This window comes from Pseudomonas sp. 8 R 14, assembly GCF_900005955.1.
GTDB lineage: Bacteria > Pseudomonadota > Gammaproteobacteria > Pseudomonadales > Pseudomonadaceae > Aquipseudomonas > Aquipseudomonas marginalis.
Window position 1 is genome coordinate 313,702 of record NZ_CVTH01000058.1, and the last position, 16,807, is coordinate 330,508.

The window sequence follows — 16,807 nt, forward strand, 5'->3', positions numbered from 1 at the left end:
AGGCAAATTTCTTTTCAATTCAACCGGTTACCTTCCACGCCGAACGTACGCCGGCTTAGCGGGGGCAAAAGGGAGGTCATTGTACACACCGACACAGACGCTCACAAATTTAGCGACGAAATGTCGCAAATCTATGTCGCATTTATGAAAGGTTTAAAGCGATATGCTGTGCTAGTCAAAACTTTTTTAATTCTGACCGCTACGACTCAAAAGCTACTGTAACGCAGACACCACAAAGCGCGCGGCCTGGAGGGGCTGCACGCCTTGCGATCTTTTTTGAGGTGCCGGGAGGGCGGCCTGGGTAAGGCCGCCGGATCTTCAGCGAGTTGCTGCCAGTTCTTGTTGAACGCTGGCGACAGTGCGAGCCCAAGGTTTACCAGCCTGAACCTTCGCTGGCAAGGCTTTGATGGCGGAATCAGCTGCGGCACGGCTTGGGAAACTGCCGTAGGTGATCACGTAGAGAGGCTTGCCGTTGAGCACTTTCTTGAAATAACGGTATTCGCCGCCCTGCTCTTTCACGAACGCCTGGGCGTTCGCTTCGGAGCTGGTGCCGAGGATCTGCACGACGAAGTTGCCGGTGGGCTGGCTGCTGTACCAACTGCTGCCGGCCTTGGCGACGGTGGCTGCCGGCTTTTCAGCCGGTTTGGCGGCTGGCGCCGGAGCCGGCTTCGCCACTGGCGCCGCGGGCTTGGCAGTGGCAACGGTCGGTGCCGGGGTCGGCTTGGCGGCTGGCGCCACAGGGGTCGCTGGCGTACCTGCGGGAACGCCCGCAGGTGGCGCAGTAGTGGTCACGGTCGGCGGTGTGGCGCTGGAGCCTTCCACCGGCACACCGTCGTCGCCTTCGGAGATACCACCGGCTTCTTCCGCGAGCGGGCCACGCATCACCGGCTGGCCCACCATCGGCAGGTTGGTCGGCTGACCGGAATTGGCGAACTCGACATTCGGCGTGGGCTTGCCCAGTGGCAACTGCGCCTGTTCGGTTGGCGCACCGGCGGTGGTCGGCGCCTTGCTGCGACCCGGAATCAACCAGGCGGCGGCAACAGCAACCACGACAACGGCGGAAATTGCCAATACGTGCTTCTTAGGCATAGTGAACCCCATCTTTGGACGCTTGACCGCAGAGCGGCTGGCAATCATGGCTTCGATCATGGCATCGCGGGCGACCTGGTTGATGGTGCCAGGCCAGCCGTCGGAGCTTTCGTGAATATCAGAGATCTGCGCAGCGGAGAAAAGTTCGATGCCCTGCCCTGCGCCTTCGAGGCGTTGAGCCAGGTATTCCCGGGTTTCGTCCTCTTCGTACGGTTGCAGTTCGATAACGTGGAACAGCTCCTGATCACCGCTGATCTGCTCCAGATCGGCGATCAACGACGATTCACCGAACAGGAACACATGGGGGCGACCTTCCGGCGTGCCCGCCGCCAGCGCCAACAGCGCTTCCAGGGCGGACTCGTCGAGCTGCTCGGCGTCATCCACCAGCAGGTAGACTTCCTGGCCGGTCAGACCCAGTTGCACCACCTGCTTGAGGATCGCATTCGGCTCGGCAGTGGCCACATCCAGCGCCTGGGCTACCTGACGCAGCACGCCCGCCGCATCACCGGCGCCACGGGCAGATACCACCACGCTCTGTACGGACTGTTTGTTGGTACTGGCCACCAGGGCCTGGCGCAGCAAGGTCTTGCCGCTGCCCAACGGGCCCGTGACAACCAGCAGCAGCTGGCTGTAGCGCGCGAGATGGTGCAGTTGCCCCAGCACCGGCTTGCGCTGGGCCGGGAAAAATTTGAAACCAGGCACCCGTGGAGCAAAAGGGTCGTGGCTTAACTGGTAATGGCCGAGGAACGCCTCGTCGGCATGCAAACTAGTCATCGGGATCTTATTAACCTTTCAGCTGAGCCAGGGCGCGGTAATCCGCTCCCAGCGTGGCCTGTAAAATCTCTTTCGGATAATCGTCGGTCACTACCGCTTCGCCCATATGGCGCAACAGCACCAGTCGCAGGCGACCGTCGATCACTTTCTTGTCTATCGCCATATGTTCGAGGAAGTCCGCCTCAGTCATCTCTTCCGGCGGGATAACCGGCAAACCGGCACGCTGGAACAGGCGGATGCCGCGATCCCGCTCCTGGGCGCTGATCCAGCCCAGACGTTGCGACATTTCCAATGCCATCACTGTGCCAGCCGCTACGGCCTCCCCATGCAACCACACACCATAGCCCATGTGCGTTTCGATCGCATGGCCGAAGGTGTGGCCCAGGTTCAAGGTGGCCCGCACACCGGACTCCCGCTCGTCGGCATTCACCACCAGCGCCTTGGCGGCGCAGGAGCGGGAAATCGCCTCGGTGAGCGCAACCTGGTCGAGTGCGCGCAGGGCGTCCACATGTTCTTCCAGCCAGGCCAGGAAGGGTTCGTCGCAGATCAACCCGTACTTGATGACTTCCGCCAGGCCCGCCGACAGTTCCCGCGGTGGCAAGGTGTTGAGGGTCGCGGTGTCGATCAGCACGGCCTGGGGTTGGTAGAACGCGCCAACCATATTTTTGCCCAGGGGGTGGTTGATACCGGTCTTGCCGCCCACCGACGAATCGACCTGGGACAACAGGGTGGTCGGCACCTGGATAAAGTCCACGCCGCGCTGGTAGCAGGCCGCCGCAAAGCCGGCCATGTCGCCGATCACACCGCCGCCCAGGGCAATCACGGTGGTTCGGCGGTCATGGCGTGCGGTCAGCAGGCCATCAAAGATCAGTTGCAGGGTTTCCCAGTTCTTGTGGGCTTCGCCATCGGGCAGAATCACGGAGATCACTGAGTACGCCGCCAGGCTGCGGCTCAGACGCTCAAGATACAGCGGCGCGACCGTCTCGTTGGAGATGATTGCCACCTGCCGCCCGGCAATGTGCGGGGCCAGCAATTCGGGCTGGTCCAGCAGACCTTCGCCAATATGGATCGGGTAGCTGCGCTCGCCTAGATCGACCTTAAGTGTCTGCATGTGTCCCCGCGTTGAAGATGTATTGACGACCGGTAACGTCGAGATCTGACGTTGCCTGATGGCTACGCCACACCCCGCAGGGTGATAGCGCGCCGCCGAGAATAGCGCATTTCGGGCCTGGCTTTAACGGGGTGGCAGCCGTTGCAGGCGCTCGAGAATGTCGAGAACCACCATCCTAGGCGGCCGCTCATCGGTTTCCACCACCAGATCGGCGATTTCCCGATACAGCGGATCGCGCAGCGCGAGCAGGTCGCGCAAGGTTTTTTCCGGGTTCGCCGTGCGCAGCAAAGGACGATTGCGATCACGGGCGGTACGCCCCACCTGCTGCTCGACCGACGCATGCAGATAGACCACCCGACCACCGGCATGCAGCGCCCGCCGATTTTCATCGCGCATCACCGCGCCGCCGCCGGTGGCCAATACCACGCCATCGCAGCCGCACAGCTCGGCAATCATCGCCTGCTCGCGGTCGCGAAAGCCCAGCTCGCCTTCCTTATCGAAGATCCATGGGATATTGGCACCCGTGCGCAATTCAATTTCCTTGTCGGAATCTTTGAATGGCAGGCGCAGCTCTTTGGCCAGCAATCGGCCGATGGTGCTTTTTCCAGCCCCCATCGGTCCTACAAGAATCAAATTTCGCACAGAATCAACGACTCACAGCAATCGCCTGGTTATTCATAATACGCGGAGTCAGGAATACCAGCAGCTCGGATTTTTTCTCCGCCAGCACATCGCGCCGGAAAAGGCGGCCAAGATACGGCACATCGCCCAAAAATGGCACTTTATCTACCACTTTGCTTTGGGTATTGGAGAAAACCCCGCCGATGACGATGGTCTCGCCATCCTTGACCAGCACCTTGGCATTCACCTCGTTTTTCTTGATCGGCGGTACGTCGTTGAGTTTGTTGAGATAGTCGGGCTCATCCTTGGTGACCTTGACCACCATGATCACATGGTCATCGGGGGTGATCTGCGGCGTGACCTCCAACGACAGGGACGCCTCCTTGAACGACACCGAGGTAGCACCTTGAGAGGTGGATTCCTGATAGGGAATTTCGGTGCCCTTCAGAATGCGCGCGGTTTCCTTGTCGGAAGTGACCACCTTGGGCTGCGAGACGATTTCGCCATTGCCGGTTTTCTCCATGGCGGTCAGTTCCAGGTCCAGCAGGAGGTTATCGGTGATAAAGGCGATGCCCAGGCCCGAGGTACCAGTGAGTGAACCCAGGTCGACAAATGGCGAGCCGGGCACGTTTTCCGGCGCCTGGGCACCGTCCGGCAAAGGCTTCTGGATCCCCCCGGCAGCCCAATTCCCGCGATTGAGCCGCCCACCCCAGTGCGCGCCCAGGCTTTTGTCGTAGTCGACATTGGCCTCGACAATACGCGCTTCGATCATCACCTGGCGCACCGGCACATCCAGTTGCGCCACGATCCGCCGCAACTCTTCCAGGCGCTCGCCGGTCTGGAAGGCAATGATGTTATTGGTGCGGTCATCCACTGCCACTGAACCACGCTCATCGGTCGTGCCTTCAAAGCCGCTCACCGACTGAAACAGCTTGGCCAGGTCTGCCGCCTTGGCGTGGTTGACTTGCAGTAGCTCACGGCGCAGCGGCGCCAGGTCAGCCATCTGCTTGCGCGATTCCAGCGCCAGCAGTTCCCGTGCAGCCAACTCCTCGGCCGGCGCCACCAGCAGGACACCAGCCTTTATCCGTTTATCCAAGCCTTTGGTTTGCAGCACCAGGTCCAGCGCCTGATCCCAGGGCACGCCTTTGAGCCGCAGGGTGATAGAGCCCTGTACGTCATCGCCGACCACCAGATTGAGGCCCGCCACGTCGGCGATTTGCTGCAAGGCAGCACGCAGTCCGATGTCCTGGAAGTTGAGGTTCAGCTTTTCACCGCTATAGGCGCCCGAACCCGCGCTGCCGGGAGGCGGTAGCTGGATCAGGTCCACACGATTGGGCACAGCAGCAGCCATCGGTGCCGTGAACGCTATCCATAGCGCGACACCGAAGGACGAGAAAGTCCTTTTCATTGTTTGATTCCGTTATGAGTTGACGTTTAGCACGAGGGTTCGCGGACGCTCCAGCCATCCCCCCTGTTCATCGGGAAATAACTCGACCAGTTCGATATGGCCGTCATGAATCGCTGTAACTCGACCATGATCCGGACCCAGATAGTCGCCGACTGCCAGGCGGTGCACGGTTGAGGCCTGGCGCAGCAAGGCGAAGGTCTGCGCCCCACGGGACAACGTGCCGACCATCTCGAACTGATCCACTGGGTGGCCTTCCAAGGCTTCCCGCGGGCGAGCGAGGTCCGGCGCAGCGGCCGTCCGCCCTGGCGCGCGGTCGACTTGCAGGGCAATGGGCTGGAACGGATCGCGAATACCAGAAGCACCGTATACAAAGGGTTGCCTTTGCATGACAGCCGCGTCCCGCTTGATGCCTTGTCGCTCATGCCAATAAGTCTTGGCCAGCAGATCAAGGTGCAGCAGTTTGCCGTCACGTCGCATGGCAATATCGTGCGCCGTGGCGATTCGCGAAAGGCCGCCCAGGGCACTCACAAACGTCGCCAGGTCGTGATAGGTACCGGTGGCGCCGATGCGAACGGGCTGTTCGTGATAGAACGGCCTAGACAGCTTATCCAGCGGAGTGACGCTCTCAATCACCAAACCGTTGGCCAGCGCCATCCTGGCGATGTCCTCAAGAAAGCCGGGCATTTCGGACTCTTCGGGCATTTGCTGCAAAAGCCTGCCGACCTTCTCCTGCATAAGCTGGACCTGGCGAGCCCGCTCTTCAAGATCGGCAGCCAGGACGGCCTTTTCCGCGAGTTGCTGCTGCAAGCCCACTTCCTGCACCTCGACCTCGCGCAAGCGCTCCCGCGACGGGCTGAGGTACACAAGGTCGCCCAACAGCATCACTACGCCGGCCAGCGCGCAGCCCAGCAAGATCCTGCCAGGTAAGGGCCATTTGGCAGCATTGTGAGTCAGCGCGGAAAATTCGAGCCAGGACCGGCTCATGGCTGGGCCTCGGAAGACTCTCCCTGGCCCACCATCAACTGGAATTCAGTGTTGCCGCGAGCGCCTTCGGTTCGTACATGCTGCAGGCGAGTGGCGTGGGCGCCTTCGGATGCCTCCAGGCGACGCATCAGTTGGGCAATATCCTGGCTGGATTCAGCACTGCCGCTGATACTCACCGTATCGCCTTTCGCCACGACCTCATGCAAATGCACACCGTCGGGCACCGCACGGGCCAACTGATCCAGCAGCTGTGCACCGGCGGAGCGATTATCGTGCAGGTCCTGCACGACTTTCATCCGCTCCGCCAGTTGCTGGCTTTGCACCTGGAGGTCATCAATGGTCTCGATACGCGAGTCCAGGACGCCGACGTCCTTGCGCACATGATCGTTTCGCGTCACCTGCCGGTCGATCGCCTGGTCGATCACCTGGTCCGCCAGCCACACCGTCGCGAGCGCCACACAGGCAAACGCCACCAGCAGTATCAGGAAATATTTACGCCGCCGCTCAACCAGCGCCTGGCGCCAAGGCAAAAGATTGATTCGTGTCATCCAGCGAAACTCCTCAGGGCCAACCCGCAAGCGACTCCCATCCCAGGGGCATCCACGATCCACTGGGCACCATCGACTCGATGACCCGGCGTGAAGCTGGCGAAATCCTGACGGCAAGCGCGCGCCAATGCAAACCCTTCGACATCCACCACCCTGGGCACCAGCCCCGCCAGGGCCAACACGGCTTCACGAACCTCGACGTGCTCCTTCAGACACGCCGCCAGCAACACCTCGACCTGCGCGGAATCCTGCGTCGACGGCCCCTGGACCTGAAAGTCCAGCGCCACCTCGTCCAGTGGGTAGGGAATGTATTGCTCTGCCTCCACCTGGATCCTCCGGGCCATTTCGTCGTCGCCAAGCCCCGCCTGCATTTCGATGACCCGTGTAATGACCGAAGGACCGGAAACGGCGACTGCCGCCTGCCTGGCTGACGTGCGCAGCCGGGAGAGCGCCATGTACAGCGCATGGCCTATGCCTTCCAGGTCCAGCCAGACGCCGTCGACTACCGCCTGGGCCGGCAGCGCCTGTGTGGCGTAGCCCTGCACGGTGTAACGGTTGGCTGAACAGCTCAGCTCTACCAACTTGATCCCTGCCTCATTGATGTCGACGCCAAGGACGGTGTCGACTTTGCGCCTGAAAAATCCCTTTCCCATAAAACTCCCCAAAGCTTTGCCTGTCTTAACGCCTGATTGCCGCCGGAAGCCCTGCATTCGGTCGACTTGTTGAGCCGACGCGAATGACGCCCCAAGGCGAAAAATGCTTTAATGCCCAGCGTTTTTCCCCGCTTTTTATCTGCAGCTCGGGTCGATCCATCGTTTGCCATGCATGCCCCGACGCGTAACCCATTCTTTTCTCTGGAAATCCAAAAGCCTTGATCCGTCTGCTGAAGTTTTTCGGGTACTCCATTGTCGCGATCGTCTGCGGGCTGCTGCTCGTACTCAGCGGGGCCTACCTCTACCTTAGTCCGGGTTTACCCTCCGTAGAGGCCCTCAGAAGTATCCAGTTGCAGATTCCTTTGCGGGTCTACAGCAGCGATGAAAAGCTGATCGCGGAGTTCGGCGAAATGCGCCGCACACCGATCCGTTTTGCCGACATTCCACCTAATTTCATCAGCGCATTGCTGTCGGCCGAAGACGATAATTTTGCCAACCACTATGGCGTCGACCCCAGCAGCCTGGTGCGTGCGGCCACACAACTGGTAAAAAGCGGACACATTCAATCCGGCGGCAGCACCATCACCATGCAGGTGGCGAAGAACTTCTTCCTCACCAGCGAGCGCAGTTTTTCGCGCAAAGCCACTGAAATCCTGCTGGCATTGCAGATCGAACGTCAGCTGACCAAGGACGAGATCCTCGAGCTGTACGTCAACAAGATCTACCTGGGCAACCGTGCCTACGGGATCGAAGCGGCCTCGCAGGTCTACTACGGCAAGTCGATTCGTGACGCCAGCCTGGCGCAGATGGCCATGATTGCCGGCCTGCCCAAGGCCCCTTCGCGCTTCAACCCCCTGGCCAACCCGGCGCGCAGCAAAGAGCGCCGCGACTGGATCCTGGGGCGCATGTACAAGCTGGGCAAGATCGACCAGGCCGCCTATGAAAGTGCGGTGGCCGAGCCGTTGAACGCCAGCTACCACGTGCCGACGCCGGAGGTGAATGCCCCGTATATCGCTGAAATGGCGCGTGCGGAGATGGTCGGTCGTTACGGCAGCGAGGCCTACACCGAAGGCTTCCGCGTGACCACGACGGTTCCGAGCGACTTGCAGGACATCGCCAATGACTCCGTGCATTCCGGCCTGATCACCTACGACCAGCGCCACGGCTACCGAGGCCCTGAGTCGCGCCTGCCAGGCAAGACCCTGAGCGCCTGGACGGCCGAGCTGGGCAAACAGCGTGCGATCAGCGGCCTGGAACCGGCCATCGTCACCCAGGTGAAGAAAGATGGCGTGCAGGTACTGACCCGCACCGGCGAAGCCCACGTGGCCTGGGACAGCATGAAATGGGCACGCCCGTTCCTGAACACCAACAGCATGGGCCCGATGCCGAAGCAACCGTCGGATGTCGCGCAAGTGGGTGACCTGATCCGCGTGCAACGCCAGAAGGACGACAGCCTGAAATTCAGCCAAGTGCCGCTGGCCCAGGGCGCACTGGTATCGCTGGACCCGCAGAACGGTGCAATCCGCGCCCTGGTGGGTGGCTTCGCGTTCGAGCAGAGCAACTACAACCGGGCCACCCAGGCCAAGCGCCAGCCAGGCTCGAGCTTCAAGCCGTTCATCTACAGCGCCGCCCTGGATAACGGCTACACCGCCGCCAGCCTGGTCAACGATGCACCCATCGTGTTCGTCGACGAGTACCTGGATAAAGTCTGGCGCCCCAAGAACGACACCAACACCTTCCTCGGCCCGATCCGTATCCGCGAGGCGCTGTACAAGTCGCGCAACCTGGTGTCGATCCGCTTGCTTCAGGCGATGGGTGTAGGCAAGACCATCGACTACATCACGCGCTTTGGCTTCAACAAGTCGGACCTGCCGCCGAACCTGTCCCTGGCCTTGGGTACCGCGACCCTCACGCCGATGGAAATCGCCACTGGCTGGAGCACCTTTGCCAACGGCGGCTACAAGATCGCGCCGTACCTGATCGACAAGATCGAAAGCCGCAACGGCGACACCCTGTTCACCGCCAACCCACCACGTGTGCCGGGTGATGTGGTCAACGGCATCGCTGCGACGGATGGCCTGGCGGCGCCAGGCAATGGCGGCATCACCATCGAGCCGACTCCAGGAACCGCGCCAGCCACCACCCCCGCTGCAACCGAACCGCAGGCACCCGCCGTGGCCGAGCGCATTGTGGATGGCCGTACCACCTATATCCTCAACAGCATCCTCGAAGACGTAATCAAGAAGGGTACCGGCCGTCGCGCCCTGGCCTTGGGCCGCGCAGATATCGCGGGCAAGACTGGTACCACCAACGAATCCAAGGACGCCTGGTTCTCCGGCTATAACGCCGACTACGTGACCACCGTGTGGACCGGCTACGACCAGCCGGAAAGCCTTGGCCGCCGCGAGTTCGGCGGCACCGTCGCGCTGCCGATCTGGATGAGCTACATGGGCGCCGCCCTGAAAGACAAGCCGCTGCACACCCAACCGGAGCCGGAAGGCATCCTCAGCCTGCGGATCGACCCGATCAGTGGCCGTGCGGCCTCGCCGAGCACGCCGAATGCGTATTTCGAACTGTTCAAGAGCGAAGACACTCCGCCGTCGGTCAATGAGCTGGGCAACGGCATCGTACCGGGCAGCCCGCTGCCGGCGGATGAGGCGGCGCCGATCGATCTCTTTTAGAGAGCGGCAAGCTGTCAGCTACAAGCGGCAAGTTAAGAACTGCGATGTGCCGCTCTTGAACTTGCCGCTTGCAGCTTGAAACTTCCCCATAAAAAAACCCGGCGTTCTGAGCCGGGTTTTTTTATGGGTCTACGGCTTAGCCGTTGAACACATCATCCACGCTTTGCAGCGGGTAGTTTTTCGGATACGGCAGGGTGGCCACACCGGTCTCGATCGCGGCCTTGGCCACGGCATCGGAGATCAGGGTGATCAGGCGCTTATCCATTGGTTTCGGGATGATGTACTCACGACCGAATTCCAGCTTGGCGCCACCGTAGGCGTCGCACACATCCTGAGGCACCGGCAGCTTGGCCAGTTCACGCAGGGCGTTGGCGGCAGCCACTTTCATCTCTTCGTTGATGCGCTTGGCGCGAACGTCCAGGGCACCACGGAAGATGAACGGGAAGCCCAATACGTTGTTGACCTGGTTCGGGTAGTCCGAACGACCGGTGGCCATGATCACGTCGTCGCGGGTGGCGTGGGCCAGTTCCGGGGCGATTTCCGGATCAGGGTTGGAGCAGGCGAACACGATCGGGTTGGCCGCCATGGACTTCAGGCCTTCAGCGCTCAGCAGGTTCGGGCCGGACAGGCCGACGAACACGTCGGCACCGTTCAGGGCGTCAGCCAGGGTACGCTTGGAGGACGGGTGGGCAAACATCGCCTTGTACTGGTTCAGGTCGGTACGCTCGGACTGGATCACGCCCTTGCTGTCGACCATATAGATGTTTTCCAGCTTGGCGCCCATGCTGACGATCAGCTTCATGCAGGAGATGGCCGCAGCGCCGGCGCCCAGGCAGACGATCTTGGCGTCAGCCAGGGTCTTGCCGGCGATTTCCAGGGCGTTGATCATGCCGGCCGCGGTGACGATCGCGGTGCCGTGCTGGTCATCGTGGAATACCGGAATGTCGCACTGCTCGATCAGGGCCTTTTCGATCTCGAAGCACTCAGGTGCCTTGATGTCTTCCAGGTTGATGCCACCGAAGGTGATGGAGATGCGCTTGACCGTGTCGATGAAAGCCTGCGGGCTCTCGGAATCGACTTCGATATCGAAAACGTCGATGCCGGCGAAGCGCTTGAACAGCACGCCCTTACCTTCCATGACTGGCTTGGAGGCCAGTGGGCCGAGGTTACCCAGGCCGAGAATCGCGGTGCCATCGGAAATCACTGCAACCAGGTTGCCTTTGCCGGTGTACTTGTACGCCAGTTCGGGGTCGCGGGCGATTTCACGTACGGGCTCGGCCACGCCAGGGCTGTAGGCCAGCGACAGGTCGCGGGCGGTGGCGGTGGCTTTGGTGAGCTCTACACTCAGCTTTCCTGGACGAGGATGGGCATGATATTCGAGAGCGGCAGTTTTCAAATCAGACATATCGGCATTCCGCTTTTACTGTTGGTCGACGGACCGCCGAGGATACTCGTGTCGTAAAGTCCCTACAAGACTGGGCAGTCACAGGTGTCAAGGGCCCTGCACTAAGACTTTCGGCCAAGAGCCACGGGATACAAGGGCTCAACTGTTCACAATCGACTTAAAAAATGTCTACAATTTTTTCTCAGTGCGTCGATTTGAGCATGCTTGGATCGGTCAACGGCAGAAGCCAGCGCGCCTGACCTTTTTTCAGCCCGCCACGTCGCGAGCGATCCTGTACCCAGCCCCGCGCCTCAACAGTGCGGCCTTGCAGACCATTGAGCCCGACAGCGTCGAATTGACTGACCAGAGCAGGCGAGACACGTAATACCAATGATCCCTGCATTTCAATCCAGATACCGCCGCGATTGCGCTTTACCTGGCTGACCCGGCCACTGACCACGGCAAACCCGGAGCGCTTGAGCTGCGCCACAGACTGTATCGGCGATTGGCGCCACAGGCCCAGGCGCGCGCTACGGGCGCTGTTTTCAGCCGCCTGCTGACAGGCGACGAGATCGACATTCGGCGCCACGCCAACCTGGAACCCCAGGCCCTCGGCCAACAGTTGCGCCTCCAGGTTCCCGCCGTCGGCACCATAGAGGTGGGCCAGGGTGCGACCGTAATGATCCTTGCGCTCACGCCCCGGCACCAGGCCGACACGACCACCGCTGGCACCCACCAATGCCTGCAGGCGTTGACGCGCGGCGACCGCGAAAGGCTCGTCGGCGCGCCCCTTCTTGCCTGTTTCCGGGGCATTGATACCGATCATCCGCACACTGCGGCCATCCTTGAGGCGCACCGTGTCGCCATCCACCACCCGCTGCACTTCCACGCGGGCCAGGGCCGTCGGCGCCGGGCAGAATACCTCGGCCTGCACGGCCGTCACCCAAATTACAGGCACAAAAAAGGCGCCCGCAAGGGACGCCTTTTTCAACAGCTGGCAAAAGCCCATAAGGCTTTTGAGCCTTACTCTGCTGGAGTAGCAGCAGGCTTCTTGCCGAAAGCACCAAAGCGATCTGCGAAGCGCTGTACACGGCCGCCGGTGTCCAGAGTTTTCTGCTTACCGGTGTAGAACGGGTGGCACTCGTTGCATACGTCAGTACCCAGTGGCTTGCACAGGTTCGAGCGAGTTTCGAACTTGTTGCCGCAGCTGCAGGTCACTTCGATGGTTTCGTACGCTGGATGGATATCGGCTTTCATGGTGACTTCCTCGGGCTAGCGTGCCGCCACTCGACACTATTGTCGAATACCGCACGTAATTAGGCCGCGGATTCTACCAGACCTTTTTAAACGCGCAAGCGGCGACACCCATCGCGTGTCAACATAAAAGCACCTTTCATCAGAAAACTGGCGGCTACCCCAAGCCTCCCCCGGTCTGCTAGGCTCCCGCCCCTGCGCCACCGCCTGCCTTTATAGATGAGACCTCTCGCGTGCCCGACGCCATTTTGCGCCTAGCCCTGCCCTCGCCCCTGCGCCGCCTGTTCGACTACCGAGCCCCGGCCGGTGTGCTGCGTGCGCAGTTGCAGCCGGGCATGCGCGTGCGCGTGCCGTTTGGCCGTCGAGAGATGATCGGCATCTTGGTGGAAGTCGCCGACCACAGTGAAGTGCCGGCCGAGAAGCTCAAGCCGGCCATCGCCATGCTCGATGCCACGCCGCCGTTGCCGCCCGCGCTGTTCAAGCTGTGCCTGTGGACCGCCCAGTATTACCAGCACAGCCTCGGTGACACGTTGAGCTGGGCACTGCCGGTGCTGTTGCGCCAGGGTGAACTGGCCGAAACGCGCCAGGAACGCTTCTGGTCGACGGTGCCCGGCGCACGCCTCGACGACCCACGCATCGCCCGCGCCCCGCGCCAGCGTGAAGCCCTGGCAACCCTGGCCCAGCACCCCCATGGCGTCGCCCATCAGCTATTGAGCAAGCTGATGCTGAGCAAGGACAGCCTCGACCTGTTGCTGGCCAAGGACTTGGTGCAGGTGGAAATCCGCAGGCACGCCCCCGACCCGCGCCACGAACACTGGCTGGCCCAGCCCGAACTGCCGCTGAACCCTGAACAACGCGCCGCCTATGAAGCGATTCGCGCAGGTTTCGACAGCTTCCATGCGTTCCTGCTGGCGGGCGTCACCGGCAGCGGCAAGACCGAAGTCTATTTGCAGCTGATCCGCGAAACCCTGCAGGCCGGCAAACAGGCACTGGTGCTGATCCCCGAGATCAACCTGGGCCCGCAGACCCTGGCGCGCTTCGAACAGCGTTTCAATGCGCGCATCGCCCTGGTGCATTCGGCGGTCAATGACCGTGAGCGCCTGGAGTCGTGGCTGGCGGCGCGGGATGGCGAAGCCGACATTATTATCGGCACCCGCTCGGCGCTGTTCACGCCGATGAAAAACCCCGGGCTGATCATCATCGACGAGGAACACGACGGCTCCTATAAGCAACAGGAAGGCCTGCGCTACCACGCCCGCGACCTGGCGCTGGTGCGCGCACGCCAGGAAGACATCCCGATTGTGCTGGGCTCGGCCACACCCTCCCTGGAAAGCCTGCACAATGCCTACACCGGTCGTTACGGGCTGCTGCGCCTGAACGAGCGCGCCGGCGGCGCCAAGCAACCCCGTTTCCTGCGCCTGGACGTAAAAAGCCGGCCGCTGGACAGCGGCATTTCCGGGCCGATGCAACAAGCCATCGGCCAGACCCTGGCGGCCGGCCAGCAGGTCTTGGTGTTTCTCAACCGCCGAGGCTTTGCACCGACGCTGCTGTGCCATGACTGCGGCTGGATGTCCGAGTGCGAGCGTTGCGATGCGCGCATGACCGTGCACCAGCGCCATGGCGAACTACGTTGCCACCATTGCGGCCATGTGGAACGTGTACCGCGCCATTGCCCGCAGTGCGGCAAGGTCGACCTGCGCCCGGTGGGTGCAGGCACCGAGCGCGCCGAGGAGCGCCTGGGGATTCTGTTCCCGGACTACCCGGTTTTGCGGGTCGACCGCGACAGCACCTCGCGCAAGGACGCGATGAACCAACTGTTCGCCACCATCCAGAAGGGCCAGCCGTGCATCCTCGTGGGTACACAGATGCTCGCCAAAGGGCACCACTTCCCACGGGTGACCCTGGTGTCGATCCTGGATGCCGACGGCGGCCTGTTCTCCGGCGACTTCCGCGCCAGCGAGCGCATGGCGCAGTTGATCGTGCAGGTCGCCGGCCGCGCCGGGCGTGCCGAAGAGCCGGGCAAGGTGATTATCCAGACCCACCTGGCCGACCATCCGCTGCTGATTCAACTGACCGAACAAGGCTACTTTGCCTTCGCCGAACAGGCGCTGAGCGAACGTCGCTCCGCCGGCCTGCCGCCCTTTGCGCACCTGGCGCTGTTGCGCGCCGAAGCCCATAAACCAGGGCAGGCCGAGGGTTTTCTGGATGAAGCCTGCAGCGCCGCCGAACGCTTGCTCGGCGAGCTGGGGCTGAGCGGCATCGAACTGCTAGGACCGGTACCCGCGCCCATGGAGCGTCGTGCCGGGCGTTATCGTGCCCAGCTACTCTTGCAGGCCACGTCCCGCGCACCGCTGCATCGGCTATTAAGTAGCTGGTTACTTGCGCTGGAGCAAATGCCCAGTGGCCGCCAGGTGCGATGGTCGGTGGATGTAGACCCGGTAGATTTGTATTAAGCCTGGCCATAGGTCCTGCGAAGGTTGGCAAGCCCGCCCTCGCCACGGATAATGCCCAGTTTTTCCACCTGCGCATCGCGCGCCGCCGCTTGCGGTCGAAAGAGAACACCATGAAAGACACCATTCGCCAGCTGATCCAACAAGCCCTCACCCAACTCGTCAACGAAGGTGTGTTGCCTGAAGGCCTGACGCCGGCGATCCAGGTGGAAAACACCCGCGACAAGACCCACGGCGACTTCGCCAGCAACATCGCGATGATGCTGTCCAAGCCGGCCGGCATGAAACCGCGCGACCTGGCGGAAAAAATCATCGCCGCGCTGCCTGCCGACGAGAGCGTTACCAAGGCCGAAATCGCCGGCCCGGGCTTTATCAACTTCTTCCAGAACACCCAGGCCCTGGCTTCACGCCTGGATGCGGCACTGGCCGACGCCAGGATCGGCGTACGCAAGGCCGGCCCGGCTCAGCGCGTGGCCATCGACCTGTCGGCACCCAACCTGGCCAAGGAGATGCATGTCGGTCACCTGCGCTCGACCATCATCGGCGACGGCGTGGCCCGGGTACTGGAGTTTCTCGGCGACACCGTGATCCGCCAGAACCACGTGGGCGACTGGGGCACCCAGTTCGGCATGCTGATGGCCTACCTGCAGGAAAACCCGATCACCAGCAACGAGCTGTCGGACCTGGAGAACTTCTACCGCGCCGCCAAGAAGCGTTTCGACGAATCCGAAGAGTTCGCCGACCGCGCCCGCGGCCTGGTGGTCAAGCTGCAAGCCGGCGACAAGGAATGCCTGGAACTGTGGGGCCGCTTCCGCGAGATCTCGCTGTCCCACTGCCAGGAAATCTACGAGCTGCTCAACGTCAAGCTGACCATGGCCGATGTAATGGGCGAAAGCGCCTACAACGACGACCTGATCAACGTGGTCAACGACCTCAAGGCCAAGGGCCTGTTGGTGGAGAGCAACGGCGCGCAGTGCGTGTTCCTCGAAGAATTCAAGACCGCCGACGGCGAGCCGCTGCCGGTGATCATCGTCAAGGCCGATGGCGGCTACCTCTACGCCACCACCGACCTCGCGGCCGTGCGCTACCGTAGTGGCGTGCTCAAGGCCGACCGTGCGCTGTATTTCGTCGACCAGCGCCAGGCCCTGCACTTCCAACAGGTGTTCGAAGTGGCACGTCGCGCCGGTTTCGTCACCCATCCGATGCACATGGAGCACATGGGCTTCGGCACCATGAACGGCGCCGATGGCCGCCCGTTCAAGACCCGCGACGGCGGCACCGTCAAGCTGATCGACCTGCTCAACGAAGCCCAGGACCGCGCCTACAACCTGGTGAAGGAAAAGAACCCGGAGTTGGCGGAGGCCGACCTGCGCAATATTGCCCGCGTGGTGGGTATTGGCGCGGTGAAATACGCCGACCTGTCCAAGCACCGCACCAGCGACTACAGCTTCAACTTCGAACTGATGCTCAACTTCGAGGGCAACACCGCGCCGTACCTGCTGTACGCCTACACCCGCGTGGCCGGTGTGTTCCGAAAGCTGGGCAAGGACTTCAGCGAAGTCGAAGGCCGGATCGTGCTGGACGCGCCCCATGAACAGGAGCTGGCCGCCAAGCTCGCGCAGTTCGGCGAAGTGCTGAACAGCGTCGGCGAGAAAGGCACGCCGCATATCCTGTGCACCTACCTGTACGAAGTCGCCGGGTTGTTCTCCAGCTTCTACGAGAACTGCCCGATCCTCACCGCCGACGACGAAGCCCAGAAGCAAAGTCGCCTGCGCCTCGCCGCACTGGCTGGACGGACCCTCAAGCAAGGCCTGGAACTGTTGGGCCTGGAAACTCTGGAGCGTATGTAA

General features: G+C 61.9%; 12 protein-coding genes and 1 pseudogene. 3 read left to right on the forward strand and 10 right to left on the reverse strand.

All coding sequences use genetic code 11. The features are described from left to right. Nucleotides 1-318: 318 nt before the first annotated feature. The 7 genes and pseudogenes from BFQ01_RS13855 to pilM all read right to left on the reverse strand — a co-directional run bounded on the left by BFQ01_RS13855 (nt 319) and on the right by pilM (nt 7,188). Entirely contained in the window at nt 319-1,863 is a 1,545-nt protein-coding gene (locus BFQ01_RS13855; protein ID WP_065925709.1) for an SPOR domain-containing protein, read from the reverse strand. Between the two features lie 10 nt (nt 1,864-1,873). Next, nucleotides 1,874-2,974 carry a 3-dehydroquinate synthase gene (gene aroB, locus BFQ01_RS13860; protein WP_027605004.1) on the reverse strand — a complete coding sequence of 367 codons (1,101 nt, stop codon included), beginning with the start codon at nt 2,972-2,974 and terminating at the stop codon, nt 1,874-1,876. Nucleotides 2,975-3,097: 123 nt separating this feature from the next. Beyond that, a complete protein-coding gene (gene aroK, locus BFQ01_RS13865; protein ID WP_003171222.1) occupies nt 3,098-3,616 on the reverse strand; it encodes a shikimate kinase AroK in 519 nt (172 codons plus the stop codon). A gap of 4 nt (nt 3,617-3,620) precedes the next feature. Further along, nucleotides 3,621-4,877: pseudogene (locus tag BFQ01_RS13870) on the reverse strand (type IV pilus secretin PilQ); the annotation flags it as partial. Between the two features lie 138 nt (nt 4,878-5,015). Continuing rightward, nucleotides 5,016-5,987 carry a pilus assembly protein PilP gene (locus BFQ01_RS13875; protein ID WP_065925711.1) on the reverse strand — a complete coding sequence of 324 codons (972 nt, stop codon included), beginning with the start codon at nt 5,985-5,987 and terminating at the stop codon, nt 5,016-5,018. Next, nucleotides 5,984-6,535 (reverse strand): PilN domain-containing protein, encoded by a 552-nt coding sequence (locus BFQ01_RS13880; RefSeq protein ID WP_065925712.1) that lies wholly within the window; start codon nt 6,533-6,535, stop codon nt 5,984-5,986. Before BFQ01_RS13880 ends, BFQ01_RS13875 begins: the two co-directional genes overlap by 4 nt. Beyond that, a complete protein-coding gene (pilM, locus tag BFQ01_RS13885) occupies nt 6,532-7,188 on the reverse strand; it encodes a type IV pilus biogenesis protein PilM (RefSeq protein WP_065925845.1) in 657 nt (218 codons plus the stop codon). Before pilM ends, BFQ01_RS13880 begins: the two co-directional genes overlap by 4 nt. A 221-nt stretch (nt 7,189-7,409) precedes the next feature. Between pilM and BFQ01_RS13890 the strand changes: the two genes are divergently transcribed. Next, a complete protein-coding gene (locus tag BFQ01_RS13890) occupies nt 7,410-9,869 on the forward strand; it encodes a penicillin-binding protein 1A (protein WP_370671260.1) in 2,460 nt (819 codons plus the stop codon). A gap of 136 nt (nt 9,870-10,005) precedes the next feature. Here BFQ01_RS13890 and BFQ01_RS13895 read toward each other — a convergent pair whose 3' ends face one another. The 3 genes from BFQ01_RS13895 to rpmE form a co-directional block, all read right to left on the reverse strand. Then, complete coding sequence (locus BFQ01_RS13895) at nt 10,006-11,274, reverse strand: malic enzyme-like NAD(P)-binding protein (protein WP_027605010.1); 1,269 nt, start codon at nt 11,272-11,274, stop codon at nt 10,006-10,008. 181 nt (nt 11,275-11,455) lie between these two features. Next, complete coding sequence (locus BFQ01_RS13900) at nt 11,456-12,262, reverse strand: thermonuclease family protein (RefSeq protein ID WP_065925714.1); 807 nt, start codon at nt 12,260-12,262, stop codon at nt 11,456-11,458. Between the two features lie 14 nt (nt 12,263-12,276). Next, the gene (gene rpmE, locus BFQ01_RS13905) at nt 12,277-12,510 is read right to left on the reverse strand and encodes a 50S ribosomal protein L31 (RefSeq protein ID WP_005784030.1); all 234 of its coding nucleotides are present in this window, start codon (nt 12,508-12,510) and stop codon (nt 12,277-12,279) included. A 230-nt stretch (nt 12,511-12,740) separates the two neighbouring features. Here rpmE and BFQ01_RS13910 point away from each other — a divergent pair, with 230 nt between their 5' ends. Further along, complete coding sequence (locus BFQ01_RS13910) at nt 12,741-14,960, forward strand: primosomal protein N' (RefSeq protein ID WP_065925715.1); 2,220 nt, start codon at nt 12,741-12,743, stop codon at nt 14,958-14,960. A 110-nt stretch (nt 14,961-15,070) separates the two neighbouring features. Further along, on the forward strand, nt 15,071-16,807 hold the full coding sequence (argS, locus tag BFQ01_RS13915; RefSeq protein ID WP_027605013.1) for an arginine--tRNA ligase: 1,737 nt from the start codon (nt 15,071-15,073) through the stop codon (nt 16,805-16,807).